Consider the following 17,535-nt stretch of genomic DNA (forward strand, 5'->3'; position numbering starts at 1 on the left):
ACCGACACGGTCGGGCGCGCCCGATCGACGTCCCGGTGCGCCGGGGGGCTCCCGACCGGCACGACGGACCGCCGGACGCCCTCCCGGCGCGTCCGGCGTCGCCGACGGCCACGGCCGCGGTCGGTGAGCGGACCGGTGCCGGACGTGGCACCGGTCCCCCGCACACCGACGTCGGCCGGTCCGGTTCAGTGCGATCCGGCGGTCGCCGAGGCCAGCTCCTCGCTCAGGGCGTGCGCGGCGTCACGCAGCGCGGACGGGTCGGGGCCCGCCCGGAGCACCCCGCGGGCCGACACCGGCAGCACCGGGCCCGTGGTGCCCGCGAACCGCGCCACCACGTCGGCCGGGCTCGCGCCCTGGGCGCCGAGCCCGGGCACCAGCACCGGACCGTTCAGCGCGCTCAGGTCCAGGCCGTGGTCGTGGGTGCCGCCGACGACGACCCCCACCGCCCCGCCGGGCTGTGCGCCGGCGTTGCGCGCGGCGGCCTCGTCGACCATCTGCTGGGCGACGGACACCCCGCCCGGCGCCGTGGCGCACTGCACCGCGGCACCGTCCGGGTTGGACGTCCGGGCCAGCACGAACACCCCGCGCCCGGCCTCGTCGGCCGCGGTCAGGGCCGGTTCCAGCGACCCGAACCCCAGGTAGGGCGACAACGTGAGCGCGTCAGCCCCGAGCGGCGCGCCGACGCGCAGGTAGGCGTCGGCGTAGCCGTCCATGGTGGAGCCGATGTCGCCGCGCTTGGCGTCGAGCAGGGTCAGGGTGCCCGTGCCCGCGTACCCGGCGAGCAGCCGCTCCAGCACCGCGACGCCCGCCGAGCCGTGCCGCTCGAAGAACGCCGACTGCGGCTTCACCACCGACACCGCCCCGGCGAACGCGGTGTGGCAGCGGTCGGCGAACGCGGCGAGGCCGTCGGCGTCGTCGGTGAGGTCCCAGGCCGCCAGCAGGGCCGGGTGCGGGTCGATCCCGACGCACAGCGGCCCGTGGGCGGCAACGGCCTCGCCGAGCCGGGCGGCGATGCTCACGCCTTGGCCTTCAGCGCCGCGTGCGCCTGCTGCAGCGACCGCACACCGAGCCCGCCCGAGGCGAGCGCCTCGATGCCCTGCACCGCGGCCGCGGTCCCCTGCACCGTGGTGATGCACGGGACACCGCGGGACACCGCGGCGGCGCGGATCTCGTAGCCGTCCACCCGCGGGCCGGGGTTCCCGACCGGGGTGTTGACGATCAGGTCGACGTCACCGGCGAGGATGGTGTCGACGATCGTGGGGGTGTCCGGGCCGGATCCCTCGCTGTGCTTGCGCACCACGGTGACGTCGATCCCGTTGCGGCGCAGCATCTCCGCGGTGCCCTCGGTGGCCAGGACCTGGAAGCCCATGTCGGCCAGGCGACGGATCGGGAAGACCATCGCCCGCTTGTCGCGGTCGGCGATCGACACGAACACCGTGCCCGAGGTGGGCAGCGAGCCGTAGGCGGCGGCCTGGGACTTGGCGAAGGCCGGACCGAAGGCGGAGTCGAAGCCCATGACCTCGCCGGTGGACTTCATCTCCGGGCCGAGCAGCGGGTCGACGCCCTGGCCCGCGGTGTTGCGGAACCGGTTGAACGGCAGCACCGCCTCCTTGACCGCGACCGGGGAGTCGGCGGGCAGCGCTCCGCCGTCGCCGGTGGCCGGGAGCAGGCCCTCGGCGCGCAGCTCGGCGATGGTGGCACCGAGCATGATCCGGGCGGCGGCCTTGGCCAGCGGCACCGACGTCGCCTTGGACACGAACGGCACCGTCCGCGACGCCCGCGGGTTGGCCTCCAGCACGTAGAGCACGTCGCCGTGCAGGGCGTACTGGACGTTGAGCAGCCCGCGCACGCCGACGCCGTGCGCGATGGCGGCGGTGGCCTCGCGGACCTTCGCCAGGACCGAGGAGCCCAGCGTGATCGGCGGCAGCGTGCAGGAGGAGTCACCGGAGTGGACCCCGGCCTCCTCGATGTGCTCCATGACCCCGCCGAGGTAGATCTCCTCACCGTCGCACAGGGCGTCGACGTCGATCTCGATGGCGTCGTCGAGGAACTTGTCGACCAGCACCGGGCGGTCCGGGGAGATGGTGGTGGCGCGGGCGATGTAGCCGGCCAGGGTCGCCTCGTCGTAGACGATCTCCATGCCGCGTCCACCGAGCACGTAGGACGGCCGCACGAGCACCGGGTAGCCGATCCGCGAGGCGATCCCCCTGGCCTGCTCGAAGGAGGTGGCCATGCCGAACTCCGGGGCGGGCAGGCCGGCCTTGTGCAGGACCTCGCCGAACGCGCCGCGGTCCTCGGCCAGGTCGATCGCGGCCGCGGACGTCCCGACGACCGGCACCCCGGCGTCGGTGAGGCGCTGGGCGAGCCCCAGCGGGGTCTGCCCGCCGAGCTGCACGATGACCCCGGCGACGGTGCCGGAGGCCTGCTCGGCGTGCACGACCTCCAGGACGTCCTCGAAGGTCAGCGGCTCGAAGTAGAGGCGGTCGGCGGTGTCGTAGTCGGTGGACACCGTCTCCGGGTTGCAGTTGACCATGACGGTCTCGAACCCGGCGGCGCGCAGCGCCATGACCGCGTGCACGCAGGAGTAGTCGAACTCGATGCCCTGCCCGATGCGGTTCGGGCCGGAGCCGAGGATCAGCACCTTCGGCTTCTCGGTCTGCGGGGCGATCTCCGACTCGGCCGCGGGGTCGGTCTCGTAGGCCGAGTAGTGGTAGGGCGTCTTCGCCGCGAACTCGGCGGCACAGGTGTCGACGGTCTTGTAGACCGGCCGGATGCCGAGGCGGTGGCGCAGGGTGCGCACGCCGTCCTCGCCGGCGAACTCGGGGCGCACGGCGGCGAGCTGGCGGTCGGACAGGCCGTGGCGCTTGGCCCGGCGCAGCAGGTCGGCGTCGAGGACGGGTGCGGCCTCGAGCTCGGCGCGGATCTCCCCCAGCAGCGCGATCTGGTCGACGAACCAGGGGTCGATGCCGGAGGCCTTGGCGACGTCGTCGACCGACTGGCCGCTGCGCAGGGCGCGCTCGACCTCGTAGATGCGGCCGTCGACCGGGACGGTGTACTCCGGCTCGCCCTCGGGGTCGGGGGCGGTCCAGAAACCGGCCCGGTCCCGCTCCATCGAGCGCAGTGCCTTGCCCAGCGCCTCGGGGAACGAGCGGCCCAGCGCCATCGCCTCGCCGACCGACTTCATGGTCGTGGTCAGCTCGGGGTCGGCGCCGGGGAACTTCTCGAAGGCGAACCGCGGGATCTTGACCGCGACGTAGTCCAGCGACGGCTCGAACGCGGCAATGGTCTCGCCGGTGATGTCGTTGCGGATCTCGTCGAGGGTGTAGCCGACGGCGAGCTTCGCGGCGATCTTGGCGATCGGGAAGCCGGTGGCCTTCGACGCCAGCGCGGAGGACCGCGAGACGCGCGGGTTCATCTCGATCACGACCAGGCGCCCGGTCTCGGGGTGGATCGCGAACTGGATGTTGCAGCCACCGGTGTCGACGCCGACGGCCCGCAGCACGGCGATGCCGACGTCGCGCATGTGCTGGTACTCGCGGTCGGTCAGCGTCATCGCCGGGGCGACGGTGATCGAGTCACCGGTGTGCACGCCCATCGGGTCGATGTTCTCGATCGAGCAGATGACGACCACGTTGTCGTGGTGGTCGCGCATGAGCTCGAGCTCGTACTCCTTCCAGCCGAGCACCGACTCCTCGATGAGGACCTCGGTGACCGGGGAGGCGTCGAGCCCGGCGCCGGCGAGGCGCTCCAGGTCCTGCGCCGAGTGCGCCATGCCCGAGCCGAGACCGCCCATGGTGAACGACGGCCGGATGACCACCGGCAGGCCGAGCTCGTCGGCGGCGGCGCGGACCTCCTCCATCGAGTGGCAGACCCGCGAGCGGGGGACGTCGCCGCCGACCCCGATGACGATGTCCTTGAACTTGAGCCGGTCCTCGCCGCGCTCGATGGCGTCGACGTCGGCGCCGATCAGCTCGACGCCGTGCCGCTCCAGGGCGCCGTTCTCGTGCAGCGCGATCGCGGTGTTGAGCGCGGTCTGCCCGCCCAGGGTCGCGAGCATCGCGGTGACCGGGGTGCCGTTGTCGCGCTCGGCGGCGATCACCTTCTCGACGAACTCCGGGGTGATCGGCTCGACGTAGGTGGCGTCGGCGAACTCCGGGTCGGTCATGATCGTCGCCGGGTTGGAGTTGACCAGCGAGACCCGGATGCCCTCGGCCTGCAGCACCCGGCACGCCTGGGTGCCGGAGTAGTCGAACTCGCAGGCCTGGCCGATCACGATCGGCCCGGAGCCGATCACCATGACGTGGTCGATGTCGTCGCGGCGGGGCATCAGTGGTCCTCCTGCCGGGCCTGGTCGTGCCGGTCCGGGTGCTGCGGGGTGGATGGGGCTGCGTGGGGCGGCGGCCACGGGCGGTCGTCGACGGGCCGGGCGCGGCCGGACACCGGGTCGGCGCCCGGTGCCGGGTCGGCCGGGACGTCCGCCGCGTCCGGGTCCGCGGTGGCGCCCGGGTGGGCGGGTGTGCCGCCGTCGCGGCGCAGCGCGTCCTCGATGTCGGAGAACGGCGCCGTCAGCGGGTCCGGGGTGGCGGGACGACCGAGGGCGGGCATCCGGCTGGTGGGCGGCTCGACCTCGTCGCGGCCGGAGACCGGGGTCCCGGTCGGCGGGGTGACGGGCAGCCGGGTGGTGTGCTCGTCGGCAGGATGCTCGACGGCCGCCGGGCCGGGCCGGACCCCGCCGTGCGGGACCTCCGGGCTGCCCGGCTCGAACCCGCCCGCGGCCGGGGCCGGGCCCGGTGACGGAGCGGGCGGGGTGGGCCGCAGGTCGACCGACGGGGCCGCGGTCGCCGACGGCGGCGTGGCCGGGTCGGGCTGGGCGGTCATCCCCGGCGCGGGCGCCGGCTCGGGCTCCGGCTCGGAGTCGGACACGGACTCGGACACGGGGTCGGACTCGGGCTGCGGGTACGGCGCGGGCGCGGTGCCCTCGGGCCGCTGCCCGGCGACGCCGGCGTAGCCGACCGGGTGCTCGGTCATGAGCGCGACGAACCGGTCGAACAGGTCCGCGGCGTCGTGCGGGCCCGCGGCGGCCTCGGGGTGGTACTGCACGGAGAAGGCGGGGAAGTCCAGCCCGGTCATGCCCTCGACGGTGTCGTCGTTGGGGCAGTAGTGGCTGATCTGCGCCCGGCCGTAGGGGGTGTCGAACTCCTCCCCCGGCGACCCGGCGACCGCGAACCCGTGGTTCTGCGAGGTGATCGCGATCCGCCCGGTGGCGTGCTCGACGACCGGGATGTTCACGCCGCGGTGGCCGTAGCGGAGCTTGTAGGTCTCGCGTCCCAGCGCGCGCCCCAGGATCTGGTTGCCGAAGCAGATGCCGAACAGCGGGATCCGGCGCTCCAGCACCTGCCGGGCCAGCGCGACCGGACCGTCCGCGGTGGCCGGGTCACCGGGGCCGTTGGCCAGGAAGAAGCCGTCCGGACGCAGCGACTCGACCGTCTCGATGGTGCTCGAGGCGGGCAGCACGTGCACCTCGATGCCGCGGGCGGCCATCATCCGCGGGGTGTTGAACTTGATGCCGACGTCGAGGGCGGCGACGACGAAGCGCCGCTCCCCCACCGCGGGCACCACGTAGGTCTCGGCGGTGGTCACGGCGCCGTAGAGGTCGGCGCCCTCCATCGGCGGGGACTGCCGCACCCGCTCGACGAGCTCGTCGTCCGGGGCGATCGCGTCGCCGGAGAAGATCCCGGCCCGCATGGCGCCGCGCTCACGCAGGTGGCGCACCGCGGCGCGGGTGTCGATCCCGGCGACGCCGACGACCCCCTGGGTGCGCAGCGCGTCCTCCAGGGTGCCGGTGGCCCGCCAGTTCGACGGCCGCCGGGCCGGGTCGCGCACGACGTAGCCGGCGACCTGGATGCCGGAGGACTCGTCGTCCTCGTCGTTCCAGCCGGTGTTGCCGATCTGCGGTGCGGTCTGCAGCACGATCTGTCGGTGGTACGACGGGTCGGTGAGGGTCTCCTGGTAGCCGGTCATGGCCGTGGTGAACACGGCCTCACCCAGGGTCTGCCCGGTGGCGCCGTAGGCCTCACCGCGGAAGATCCGCCCGTCCTCGAGAACCAAAAGCGCGGTCACTGCACAACCTTCCCGTCCTGCGCGGTGATGCGTCCCCGCAGCACCGTCGCGACCACCGTTCCGGGCAGCCGCATTCCCTCGTACGGCGTGTTCGCCGCCTTGCTCGCCAGCTCCGCTCCACGGACCGTCCAGACCCCGTCCGGGTCGACCAGCGCGAAGGTCGCCGGCTCCCCCTCCGCGATCGGACGGCCCTGGTCGGGCAGGTTCCCGATCTCCGCGGGGCGCTCCGAGAGCACCCGCGCGACGCCGTGCCAGTCCAGCAGGCCCGGCTCCACCATCGTCTCGACCAGCACCGACAGCGCGGTCTGCAGGCCGAGCATGCCCGGTTTCGCCGCCTGCCACTCGGTGTCCTTGTACTGCGCGGCGTGCGGGGCGTGGTCGGTCGCGACGACGTCGATCACGCCCTCGGCCAGTGCCTCGCGCATCGCGCGGGTGTCGTCGGCGGTGCGCAGCGGCGGGTTGACCTTGTTCACCGGGTCGTAGCCGGTCAGCCGGGAGTCGGTGAGCAGCAGGTGGTGCGGGGTGACCTCGGCCGACACCCGCACGCCCTGGGCCTTGGCCGCGCGCAGCACGTCGATCGTGCGGGCGGTGGAGATGTGGCAGACGTGCAGCCGCGCCCCGGCCTCGCGGGCCAGCGCGCAGTCCCGGGCGACGATCGTCTCCTCCGCCGTCGCGGGCCATCCGGCGAGCCCGAGCCGGGCCGCGACGGCGCCCTCGTGCGCCTGGGCGCCGCCGGTCAGGCGGTGGTCCTCGGCGTGCTGGGCGATGACGACGTCGAGCGCGGAGGCGTACTCCAGCGCCCGGCGCATGATCAGCGGGTCGTTCACGCAGCGGCCGTCGTCGGAGAACATCCGCACCGCGGCGCGGGAGGCGGCCATCGTGCCGAGCTCGGCGAGCTTCTCGCCGCCGAGGCCGACGGTGACCGCGCCGACCGGGTGCACGTCGACCAGCCCGATCTCCTCGCCGCGCCGGCGCACGTGCTCGACGACGACGTCGGAGTCGGCGACCGGGGTGGTGTTCGGCATCGCGAACAGGGCGGTGAACCCGCCGAGGGCGGCGGCCCGGCTGCCGGTCTCGATGGTCTCGGACTCCTCGCCGCCGGGCTCGCGCAGGTGCACGTGGAGGTCGACGAAGCCGGGCAGCAGCACGGCGCCGTCGGCGTCGAGGACCTCGGCGCCCTCGGGCGTGGTCAGCCCGGTTCCGATGGTGGCGACGACGCCGTCGGTGACGAGCACGTCGACCGGGTCCCCGCCGTAGGGCCGGGTGTTGCGGATCAGCAGGTCGGTCATTCGGGAGCTCCGGCGAGAAGGTGGTAGAGGACGGCCATCCGCACGTGCACGCCGTTGCGGACCTGGGCCAGGACGGCGGCGTTGGGGGCGTCGGCGACCGCGGGGGCGATCTCCATGCCGCGGATCATCGGGCCGGGGTGCAGGACGACCGCGTGGTCGGGCAGGAGCTTCGCGCGGTCCTCGGACAGCCCGAAGCGCACCGCGTACTCGCGCGCGGAGGGAAAGAAGCCGCCGTGCATCCGCTCGGACTGCACGCGCAGCATCATGACGGCGTCGAGCGCGGGCAGCTCGGCGTCGAGGGAGTGCGACACCCGGCACGGCCAGGACTCGACGCCGGTGGGCAGCAGCGTCGGCGGCGCGACGAGCACGACCTCGGCGCCGAGGGTCGCGAGCAGCAGCACGTTGGACCGCGCCACCCGCGAGTGCAGGACGTCGCCGACGATCCCGATCCGGCGCCCGGCGATGCCGCCGAGCCGGTCGCGCAGGGTCGCGGCGTCGAGCAGCGCCTGGGTGGGGTGCTCGTGGGTGCCGTCGCCGGCGTTCACGATCGCGGTGGGCGTGCCGGTGACCTCGCGGTCGGCATCGACCCAGTGCGCCAGCCGGTGCGCCGACCCCGACGCGGGGTGGCGCACGATCACGCAGTCCGCCCCCATCGACGACAGCGTCAGCGCGGTGTCGCGCAGCGACTCGCCCTTCGACACCGACGAGCCCGACGCCGACACGTTCACGGTGTCGGCGCTCATCCACTTGCCGGCGATCTCGAACGACACCCGGGTGCGGGTGGAGTTCTCGTAGAACATCGTGATGACCGTGCGGCCGCGCAGCGTCGGCAGCTTGCGCACCTCACGGCCGAGCAGCGCCTGACGCAGCCGGTCGGAGGTGTCGAGCAGCGCGGTGGCCTCGGCGGCGTCGAGGTCGGCGACCGAGAGCAGGTGCCTCACCTGTCCCCCTCTCCCTGGGTGATCCAGACGCCGTCGCCGCCGTCGATCTCGGTCAGCGAGACCAGGATCTGCTCCGAGCGCGACGTCGGGACGTTCTTGCCGACGTAGTCGGCGCGGATCGGGAGCTCCCGGTGGCCGCGGTCGATCAGCACGGCGAGCTGCACCGCGCGCGGGCGGCCCTCGTCGCGCAGGGCGTCGAGCGCGGCGCGGGTGGTGCGCCCGGACATGAGGACGTCGTCGACGAGTACGACGAGCCGGTCGTCGACACCGCCCTCGGGCACCGCGGTGGACTCCAGCGCACGGGCCGGGCCGCGGCGCAGGTCGTCGCGGTAGAGGGTGGCGTCGACCGAGCCGACCGCCGGTGCGGCGCCGGCGAAGTCGGTGATCGCGGCGGCGAGCCGGTGGGCCAGGTGCACGCCGCGGGTGGGGACGCCCATCAGCACGAGCCCGTCGGGGGCCTCGGCGCTGAACGCGGTCTTCTCGATGATCTGGTGCGCGATGCGCGCGACGGTGCGGGTGACGTCGGCGGCGGACAGCAGTTCCCGTGCGGGCTGCTGCGCGTCGGCGTCCCCGCGGCGGTTCTGCGCCACGAGGTGGTCTCCTTCCCCGCCTCACCGGACGGGTCTTAAAGGACGGTCGTGCAAGAGCTGTGCGTCAACCTATCAACCCGGCAGGTGCCGCGCGGGTCGGCCGCAGCGCGTCACAACGCGAGCCGCGCCACAACGGCACCACTCGTTTGAGGTCACGTTCCTGTCACGATGCGCGATGATCGACGGCCGGGCCGGACGGGACTTGCGATACCCGGTTCCGCCCAGGCGCACCCACAGGGGCGGGTGGCGGAGTCGGCGCCCGTACCCTGCGCTACCGCTGTCGAGGGACACGGACTGCCCCGTTCGTGTGGGAAACCGCTCGTCAACCCCCCGAGCAGGGGGTCGAGCTTGACCACGCCGGACCGGACCCGGAGGATTACTCTCCGTATCAATCAGCAATCACTCAGCATCAATCAGCACGCGTGCAGCAGCGCCGCGACGCACGGGACGGCCGGGAGGCCGGCCCCCCGCCGGAGCTGCCGCCCCGAACGGGACCACCCACAGGGGCGATGACGCGGCAGGCGCGACCACGCCACCGGTGCACCGCCGGTGACCGCCGGTCCGTCCTCACCGGCACGGACCGTCAGGAACGAGGAGATCGATGGGCGACTACGCCAAGGCGCTCGGGGGCAAGCTCCGGGCGATCAGGCAGCAACAGGGGCTCTCCCTGCACGGCGTCGAGCAGAAGTCGGGCGGACGCTGGAAGGCGGTCGTCGTGGGCTCCTACGAGCGCGGGGACCGTGCGGTCACCGTGCAGAAGCTGGCCGAGCTGGCCGACTTCTACGGCGTCCCGGTGGCCGAGCTGCTCCCCGAGGGCCGCATCCCGTCCGGCAGCGAGCCCGCCACGAAGATCGTGATCAACCTGGAGCGGCTGCAGCAGCTGCCCGCGGACAAGGTGGGTCCGCTGGCCCGCTACGCCGCGGCCATCCAGAGCCAGCGCGGCGACTACAACGGCAAGGTGCTCTCGATCCGCGCCGAGGACCTGCGGTCGCTCGCGATCATCTACGACATGTCCCCCGGCGAGCTGACCGACCAGCTGATCGACTGGGGTGTCCTGCCTCCCGAGGCACGCCCCGGACAGCACGTGGGATGATCTGCCCCGCCGGCCGCGTCCCAGGGGAAGGGTGACGCGACCGGCACGACGGCGGCCGGGGTTTTCGCACAGTCCCCCGGCCGCCGTCCTCGTCCCGCGGTGCCCGGCCACCGCGCGCGGGGCCGGTGTGCCGCGCGGCGCACCTCACGGTGGGGTCGGCGCCGGCTGGTCACCGGTCGCGGCCCGGTGCGCCAGCATCGCCAGGTGCAGTCCGGTACGGACCTCCGCGTCACCGAGGTCCGCGCCGAGCACACGACGCAGCGTGTCGAGCCGCGCGTAGGCCCCGGCCCGGCTCAGGTGCAGCGAGCGGGCGAACACCGCCATCACCCCGTTGCAGTCCAGGTAGGACTCGAGCATGCGCAGCGTGTCCTCACGTCGTCCGTGGGGAAGCGCGAGGACCCGTCCGAGCTGTTCGTCGACGAAGGCGTGCAGTCGTACCTCGCCGCGCAGCTGCCACAGCAGCCTGCGGACACCGAGGTGCCGCCCGCGCGACACCCGGACCGCCTCACCGGGCCGCGTGGGCCGGGCGATCCCGGCGATCTGTTCGGCCTCGGTCAGGGCCTCGGCCAGCTCCCGCCATCGTCGCACCGGGGGCCCGAGCGCCAGGACGGCCACCGCACCCGCCCCGAGCTCGCTCGCCAACCGGTCGTCGACCCCGTCGCCCCCGTCGAGCAGAGCCACGACCAGGTTGCGGCGGACCCGTCCGACCAGGGCCGTTCGTTGGATGCGGTGCACCGCCGCGCCGAACTGCTCGACGAGCTCGGCATCGGGCCCGCCGTCCCCGCCACGCCCGCGGGCCATCAGCACCGCGATCTCCCCGGCCGGGCTGAAGCCGAGGGCCTGTGCCCTGGCCCCGACGGCCGCCTCGTCGCCGCCGTGTCCGCCGATGACGTCCCGGATCAGCCGCTCGACGGCCATCACCTCGAGCTCCTCGGCAGGCCCGCCCACCAGACGGGTGATCGTCACCGCCTCGGCCGCCCGTTCGAGGACCAGTGCCACGTCCTCGGCCTCGAACTGGTCGACCCGGGTGGGCACCACCAGACGTCCCCACCGGGCGCGGCGGAGCCCGACCGGGATGGCCATCCACCGTTCCGGCCCGCCCCGGATCGTGTCCGCCGCCGGCGGGACCTGCCGTGAGCGCGCCGTCCAGTCGCGCAGGATGTCCTCCGGTGCGGATGCGCCCGCGAACCCGATGACCCGGTGGGAGAGGTCCTCCAGCACGACCGCCCGGTCGACCAGCTCCGCGCAGCGAGCCAGGATCACCTCGACGGGGGCGCCCTCGACCCCCAGCGGTCCGAGCACCCGGTGTGCCCGGCGCGTCAGGTCCAGACGTGCGAACTGCTCGTGCATGACGCGGCCGTGCACGGCTTCGGTGATCTCCACGAAACGCACCGTCGACCGCAGCTCGACCAGGGGGAACCCCACGGAGCGGGCGTACTGCACCAGTTCCTCGGGCAGCCGCTCCACGTGCCGGCCCAGTTCCACCACCAGACCGACCGCCCCGCTGGCGCGCAACGAGTCGAGGTACCGGACGAGGTCGGTGCCCGCTTCGGACAGCACCACCCCGATCTGCAGGACCAGCTCGCCGCCGGTCAACGTTCCCGCCACGTCGGGGAGTTCGCTCACGTGCACCCAGCGCACCTCCGCCCCGAGAGCGGCCGAGCCGGCGCGCACGCGCGGCCGGCCCCGGAGCACCGAGGGGAGCTCCAGCACCTCCCGGAGGGACATCCGCACCGCCCCAACCTAGCCGGACCCCGACACAGTGACCATTCTTCGGCAGATCTGCCGACACAGTGACGGTCGTGGCACGACCGGTCCGGACACCACGATCCGTACGGCCCGCCGCGGTGGGCAACAGCGAACGGGGCCGAGCGACTCGCCCCGACGACCGCGGTGACGTCGTGCAGGTCGCTCTCCGGCTCGTCTGCGGGTAGACCGAGTCCGACGAGATGGAGCGGATCCGACGGCGGACGACCGGCGACGCCGCGTCCGTCGTCCGACCACGGCCCCGACACGGAAGAGGATCATGACGAGCACGCTGCAGAAGACGCTCCACCACTGGGTCGCGGGCACGCGGGTCGAGGGCAGCTCCGGGCGGACCTGCGAGGTCACCGACCCCGCCACCGGCGAGGTCACCGCGCACCTGCCCCTCGCGAGCGCCGACGAGGCCGCCGCGGTGATCGCCGCGGCGAAGGCCGCGTTCCCCGCCTGGCGCGACACCAGCCTCGCCAAGCGCACCCAGATCATGTTCCGCTTCCGCGAGCTGCTCGACGCCCGTGCCCCGGAGCTGGCCGCACTCATCACCGCCGAACACGGCAAGGTCCTCTCCGACGCCGCCGGCGAGGTCGCCCGCGGCCAGGAGGTCGTCGAGTTCGCCTGCGGCATGCCGCACCTGCTCAAGGGCTCGGCGACCGAGAACGCCTCCACCGGCGTCGACGTCCACTCGATCCGCCAGCCACTCGGCGTCGTCGGGATCATCAGCCCGTTCAACTTCCCGGCGATGGTCCCGATGTGGTTCTTCCCCATCGCGATCGCCACCGGCAACACCGTGGTGCTCAAGCCGTCGGAGAAGGTGCCCTCCGCGGCGCTCTGGCTCGCCGAGCTCTGGTCGGAAGCCGGCCTGCCCGACGGCGTGTTCAACGTCCTGCACGGCGACAGGACCGCCGTCGACACCCTGCTGACCAGCTCGGACGTCAAGTCGATCAGCTTCGTCGGCTCCACCCCGGTCGCCCGCCACGTCTACGAGACCGGCACCGCCCACGGCAAGCGCGTCCAGGCACTCGGCGGGGCGAAGAACCACATGGTCGTGCTGCCCGACGCCGACCTCGACCTCGCCGCCGACCAGGCCGTCAACGCCGGGTTCGGCTCCGCCGGCGAACGCTGCATGGCCGTGTCCGCGCTGGTGGCCGTCGGCGACGTCGCCGACACCCTCGTCGCGAAGATCGCCGACCGCGCCCGCAACCTGCGCACCGGTGACGGCCGCCGCTCCTGCGACATGGGGCCGCTCGTGACCCGGGCGGCCCAGGAGCGGGTGTCGGGCTACATCGACGCCGGCGAGTCCGAGGGCGCCACCGTCGTCGTCGACGGCAGGCAGGGCGAGTTCGACGCCGACGGGTCCGGCTTCTTCGTCGGCCCCACCCTGCTCGACCACGTCACCCCCGACATGAGCGTCTACACCGACGAGATCTTCGGCCCGGTGCTGTCGGTGGTGCGCGTCGCGACCTACACCGACGCCGTGGAGCTGATCAACGCCAACCCCTACGGCAACGGCACCGCGATCTTCACCAACGACGGCGGCGCCGCCCGCCGCTTCCAGAACGAGGTCGAGGTCGGCATGATCGGCGTCAACGTCCCGGTCCCCGTCCCGATGGCCTACTACAGCTTCGGCGGCTGGAAGAACTCCCTGTTCGGCGACACCCACGCCCACGGCACCGAGGGCGTGCACTTCTTCACCCGTGCCAAGGTCGTCACCACCCGCTGGCTCGACCCCAGCCACGCGGGGCTGAACCTCGGCTTCCCCACGAACACCTGAGAGGCCCCACCGTGCGGATCGCACCGCGGTCACGCCCGGGTCCCGGGGCGGCGGGGACGCGGCCACCGTCCGCCCGGGACCGCGCGGGCACCGGCACCGAGCGGCCGGGGCCTACAGGGTGGCGCGCAGGTGCTCGGCGATGTCGGAGATCTGGCCCAGCACCCCGTTGACGTAGCGCGGGGAGTCGTCGGTCGACAGCGTCCGGGCCAGCTCGACGGCCTCGGTGATCGCGACCGGGTCGTCGACGTCGTCGACCCACAGCAGCTCGTAGATCCCGAGCCGCAGCAGGCCGCGGTCGACCGCGGGCATCCGGTCGACGTCCCAGCCCTCGGCGTGCTCGGCGATCAGCTGGTCGATCCGCTCCTGGTGGGTGGCGACGCCCTCGACGAGCCGCGCCGCGTAGTCCTGGACGGGCGGCGCGTCGTCGGTCTCGCGGCGCGCGGTGAGCACGGACAGCGCGTCCTCACCGCGGGCCTCGGCCTCGAACAGGATGTCCAGTGCCCGCTTACGGGCCTTGGTGCGTGCGCGCACCTCAGCTCACGCGGCCGAGGTAACGGCCGTCCCGGGTGTCGACCTTGACCTTGGTGCCGCTCTCCAGGAACAGCGGCACCTGGATCTCGGCGCCGGTCTCCAGTGTCGCGGGCTTGGTGCCGCCGGTGGAGCGGTCGCCCTGCAGGCCCGGGTCGGTGTGGGAGATGACCAGCTCGACCGAGGTCGGGAGCTCGACGAACAGCGGCTCCCCCTCGTGCAGCGACACCTGGGCGGTGGCGTTCTCCAGCAGGTAGCGCGCTGCGTCGCCGACCGCCTTCTCCGGGATCGGGATCTGGTCGAAGGTGTCGGCGTCCATGAAGACGAAGTCGGTGCCCTCGCGGTACAGGTAGGTCATGTCGCGGCGGTCCACCGTCGCGGTGTCGACCTTGGTGCCCGCGTTGAAGGTCCGGTCCACGACCTTCCCGGACATCACGTTCTTCAGCGTGGTGCGAACGAACGCACCGCCCTTGCCGGGCTTGACGTGCTGGAACGCCGTCACGGTCCACAGCTGGCCCTCGATGTTCAGGACCAGGCCGTTCTTCAGGTCGTTCGTGGTCGCCACGTGCGCGCTCTCCTGCTCGGATCTCGGATTCGTGCGTCGGTCAGGGTACCGCCACCGGGTTCACCGGCCCGCCCGAGGGGCGGGCGACCTGCCAGGATGGGCGCCATGACGGTGCGGGTGGTGGTGGCCGACGACCAGGCCGTGGTGCGGGCGGGGCTGCGGACGGTGCTGGCGGCGGCACCGGACATCGACGTCGTCGGGGAGGCAGGGGACGGTGCGGAGGCCGCCGAGCTGGCCGAGACCCTGCGTCCGGACGTCGTCCTGATGGACGTCCGGATGCCCGGCACCGACGGCATCGAGGGGACCCGGCGGATCCGGGCGTTGCGCGACCCCGGCATCCGCGTGCTGGTGGTGACGACCTTCGACCTGGACCGCCACGTCTACGACGCGCTGCGGGCCGGCGCGTCCGGCTTCGTACTGAAGGACGTCGAGCCGGAGGACCTGCAGGTCGCGGTGCGCACCGTGCACGCAGGCCATGAGCTGTTCGCGCCGTCGGTCACGCGGCGGCTCGTCGGCTCGTTCGTCCCGACCGACCCGCCCGCGCAGGCCGGACCCGCCGCCGCGCTGACCGAGCGGGAGCGGGAGGTGCTCGGGCTGGTCGCCGCCGGGCTGTCCAACGCCGAGATCGCCGACCGGCTGGTGCTCGGCGGGACGACGGTCAAGACCCACGTGTCGAACCTGCTCACCAAGCTGGGGCTGCGCGACCGGGTCCAGCTCGTGGTGTTCGCCTACGAGCACGGGCTGGTGGGGGCCGCCGGTGCCGACGGCTGAACCCGGCGCGGACGCTCCCCCGGCACCGCTGCCCGGCAGCCGAGCCGGGGACATCGCGCTCGCGGTGCTGGCGCTGATCCTCGCCGCCCAGGAGATGGTGACGGCCCTGGTCGTCAACACCTACGGCTACGTCCACCGGCTGCCGCTGCCGCTGGAGGTGGCCCTGGCGGTCGGGCTGAGTCTGGCGGCGGCCGCGGCGATGCTGCTGCGCCGCCGGCGGCCGCGGTGTGCCTATCTGGTCCTGGCCGTGATCTCCGCCCCGGGGATCGCGTTCCTCGGCGGGGCCGCGGCGCTGGTGTGGCCGCTGCTCGCGTTCTCCGTCGCACGGGCGCCGCAGCGCGGACCGGTCGGCGCTGCGGCGTGGGTGGCCCTGCCCTGGCTCGGTTCGCTCGGACTGGCCGGGCTGCTGCGCCTGCTGGTCTCGCCGGACGTGGCGACCGACGCCGGGCTGATCGTCGGCGGCGCGATGGTGGTCATGCCGATGCTGGTGATCGCCACCATCGCGGGGCGCTGGAGCCGGTCCGTGGCGCTGCGCGCCGACCGCGAACGGGCCGAGACCGACCGGCTGCAGCACGGCACCGCGTTGGGCGCCGAGCGGTCCCGGATCGCCGAGGAGATCGGCGGTGGGGTGCTCAGCGGTCTGCGCCGTCTGGTCGCCCAGGCCGGGGCACTGGGCCCCGACGCGACCGAGGCCGACCTGCGGGCCGTGCGGGAACGGGCCCGGTCCGTGCTGGCCGCGATGCGCCGGGTCCTGGGTGTGCTCCGCGCCCCCGCCGCCGAACCGGGACCCGTCGCCGTCCCGGTGCCGGCCCCGGCCGCGCCCGCGCGGTGTCGCCGGGTGCCGCTGCCCGACCGGGCCGGGCTGTGGGCGCTCGTCGCGTTCGTCGTCCCGGCTCTGCTGATCGGTGCGCTCGTCTCCTCGGCGGGCGACGTGGACACCGGGCTGGTGGTCGTCGACGGGTTCCTGCGCCTGCTGCAGCTGCCGTGGGGGAACCCGGCCGCGGCGCTGGTCGTGGCGGTGCAGTTCGCACTCGTCGCGTGGTGGCGGACCGCGCCGGTGCCGGCGCTGCTGCTCGCCGGAGTGGCGTCGTTCGTCGCGACCATGCTCGACGGCTCCAACACGTTCGCCGAGTCCACCTGGATACTCCTGGTGTGGGGCGCGGCGTCGACGGCGCCGGTCGTGACGTCCGCGGTGGCAGTGGCGGTGTCGACGCTGGTCGTCCTCACCGGGGGCACCCTCGCGGGGGTGTGGCACCGGCTCGGGACCCCGGCGTCGGTGGTCGTGCTCAGCTTCCTGGCCGTGGTGCCGCTGTGGGCGGCCGGGGTCGCGGTCCGCCACCACCGGCTCGACACCGCGACCCGGCGACGCGCGCTCACCGAGGCCGGGGTGCGCGAGGCGCTCACCCGCGAACGCCTGCGGGTGGCCCGCGACCTGCACGACGTCGTCGCCCACCACGTCTCCGCGGTGGCGGTGCAGGCCGGGGCGGCGCGGCTCGCCGCCGACCCGGCGGCCCGCGCCGAGGCGCTCGGGCACATCGCGGACTCGGTCCGCCGGGTCGCCGAGGCGCTGCCCGCCCTCGCCGATCTGGGGCCGGACCCGGACGGCGCGGACCTGTCCCCCGCCGCGTTGGAGGCCCTGGTCGCGCCGTCACGCGCGGCAGGGCTGCCGGTCGCGGTGACCGTCGAGGGCTCCCCCACGGCGACGCCCGGCGAGGCCGAGCTGTTCGCGCGGCGCATCGTCACCGAGGCACTGACCAACACCCTGCGCCACGCCGGGCCCACCCCCACCCGGGTGCGGGTCGTCCACGGCGGCGCCGCCGAGCCGCTCGTCGTGGAGGTCGACGACGACGGCCCGGTGCCCGGCCACCGGCCCGACGACACCGGCTCCCGCCTGGGCCTGCTCGGGATGCGGGAACGGGTCGCGCTGGTCGGCGGCGAGCTGTACACCGGCCCCGGCGACGGGCAGGGGTGGACGGTCCGCGCGGTGCTGCCCCGCAGCCCGCTCGTCCGCGAGGACGACCCCGCCGCGGCACCGATCTCGTCCTTCGCGCCGATCCGCGAGGGCACCCCCGGCTCGTAGCGTCGGTCCCCACAGCGGGGGAGGGA

Annotated in this window: 12 protein-coding genes and 1 pseudogene; 4 read left to right on the plus strand and 9 right to left on the minus strand. The window is 74.0% G+C overall.

Annotated elements, in window-relative coordinates:
• Positions 1 to 185: 185 nt before the first annotated feature.
• The 6 genes and pseudogenes from pyrF to pyrR form a co-directional block, all read right to left on the minus strand.
• Complete coding sequence (gene pyrF / locus Ae717Ps2_RS14090) at positions 186 to 1,019, minus strand: orotidine-5'-phosphate decarboxylase (RefSeq protein WP_075306092.1); 834 nt, start codon at positions 1,017 to 1,019, stop codon at positions 186 to 188.
• The gene (gene carB, locus Ae717Ps2_RS14095; RefSeq protein ID WP_075306090.1) at positions 1,016 to 4,327 is read right to left on the minus strand and encodes a carbamoyl-phosphate synthase large subunit; all 3,312 of its coding nucleotides are present in this window, start codon (positions 4,325 to 4,327) and stop codon (positions 1,016 to 1,018) included. Before carB ends, pyrF begins: the two co-directional genes overlap by 4 nt.
• Positions 4,328 to 5,025: 698 nt before the next feature.
• Positions 5,026 to 6,120, minus strand: a pseudogene (gene carA, locus Ae717Ps2_RS39065) (glutamine-hydrolyzing carbamoyl-phosphate synthase small subunit); the annotation flags it as partial.
• Positions 6,117 to 7,409, minus strand: coding sequence for a dihydroorotase (locus tag Ae717Ps2_RS14105; RefSeq protein ID WP_075306088.1), 1,293 nt, complete (start codon positions 7,407 to 7,409; stop codon positions 6,117 to 6,119). The pseudogene carA and the gene Ae717Ps2_RS14105, both read right to left, overlap by 4 nt.
• Positions 7,406 to 8,350, minus strand: coding sequence for an aspartate carbamoyltransferase catalytic subunit (locus tag Ae717Ps2_RS14110; RefSeq protein ID WP_075306086.1), 945 nt, complete (start codon positions 8,348 to 8,350; stop codon positions 7,406 to 7,408). The genes Ae717Ps2_RS14105 and Ae717Ps2_RS14110 overlap by 4 nt, the downstream gene beginning before the upstream one ends.
• Positions 8,347 to 8,940 carry a bifunctional pyr operon transcriptional regulator/uracil phosphoribosyltransferase PyrR gene (pyrR, locus tag Ae717Ps2_RS14115; protein WP_020625789.1) on the minus strand — a complete coding sequence of 198 codons (594 nt, stop codon included), beginning with the start codon at positions 8,938 to 8,940 and terminating at the stop codon, positions 8,347 to 8,349. Before pyrR ends, Ae717Ps2_RS14110 begins: the two co-directional genes overlap by 4 nt.
• 601 nt (positions 8,941 to 9,541) lie before the next feature.
• On the opposite strand from pyrR, the gene Ae717Ps2_RS14120 reads away from it, so the two are divergent.
• The gene (locus tag Ae717Ps2_RS14120) at positions 9,542 to 10,033 is read left to right on the plus strand and encodes a transcriptional regulator (protein ID WP_020625790.1); all 492 of its coding nucleotides are present in this window, start codon (positions 9,542 to 9,544) and stop codon (positions 10,031 to 10,033) included.
• Between the two features lie 144 nt (positions 10,034 to 10,177).
• Here the strand turns inward: Ae717Ps2_RS14120 and Ae717Ps2_RS14125 are convergent, their stop codons facing one another.
• Complete coding sequence (locus Ae717Ps2_RS14125; RefSeq protein WP_075311715.1) at positions 10,178 to 11,761, minus strand: PucR family transcriptional regulator; 1,584 nt, start codon at positions 11,759 to 11,761, stop codon at positions 10,178 to 10,180.
• 298 nt (positions 11,762 to 12,059) lie between these two features.
• Between Ae717Ps2_RS14125 and Ae717Ps2_RS14130 the strand changes: the two genes are divergently transcribed.
• Positions 12,060 to 13,565 (plus strand): CoA-acylating methylmalonate-semialdehyde dehydrogenase, encoded by a 1,506-nt coding sequence (locus tag Ae717Ps2_RS14130; RefSeq protein ID WP_075333479.1) that lies wholly within the window; start codon positions 12,060 to 12,062, stop codon positions 13,563 to 13,565.
• 111 nt (positions 13,566 to 13,676) lie between these two features.
• On the opposite strand, the gene nusB is transcribed toward Ae717Ps2_RS14130, so the two are convergent.
• On the minus strand, positions 13,677 to 14,096 hold the full coding sequence (gene nusB / locus Ae717Ps2_RS14135) for a transcription antitermination factor NusB (RefSeq protein WP_020625793.1): 420 nt from the start codon (positions 14,094 to 14,096) through the stop codon (positions 13,677 to 13,679).
• Between the two features lies 1 nt (position 14,097).
• Entirely contained in the window at positions 14,098 to 14,658 is a 561-nt protein-coding gene (gene efp / locus Ae717Ps2_RS14140) for an elongation factor P (protein ID WP_020625794.1), read from the minus strand.
• 105 nt (positions 14,659 to 14,763) lie between these two features.
• On the opposite strand from efp, the gene Ae717Ps2_RS14145 reads away from it, so the two are divergent.
• Both Ae717Ps2_RS14145 and Ae717Ps2_RS14150 read left to right on the plus strand, forming a co-directional pair.
• Complete coding sequence (locus tag Ae717Ps2_RS14145; RefSeq protein WP_075306083.1) at positions 14,764 to 15,429, plus strand: response regulator transcription factor; 666 nt, start codon at positions 14,764 to 14,766, stop codon at positions 15,427 to 15,429.
• Positions 15,416 to 17,509 carry a histidine kinase gene (locus tag Ae717Ps2_RS14150; RefSeq protein WP_075306081.1) on the plus strand — a complete coding sequence of 698 codons (2,094 nt, stop codon included), beginning with the start codon at positions 15,416 to 15,418 and terminating at the stop codon, positions 17,507 to 17,509. The genes Ae717Ps2_RS14145 and Ae717Ps2_RS14150 overlap by 14 nt, the downstream gene beginning before the upstream one ends.
• The last annotated feature ends 26 nt before the right edge of the window (positions 17,510 to 17,535 follow it).

Origin of the sequence: Pseudonocardia sp. Ae717_Ps2, assembly GCF_001932475.1 — a bacterium.
Classification (GTDB): Bacteria; Actinomycetota; Actinomycetes; order Mycobacteriales; family Pseudonocardiaceae; genus Pseudonocardia.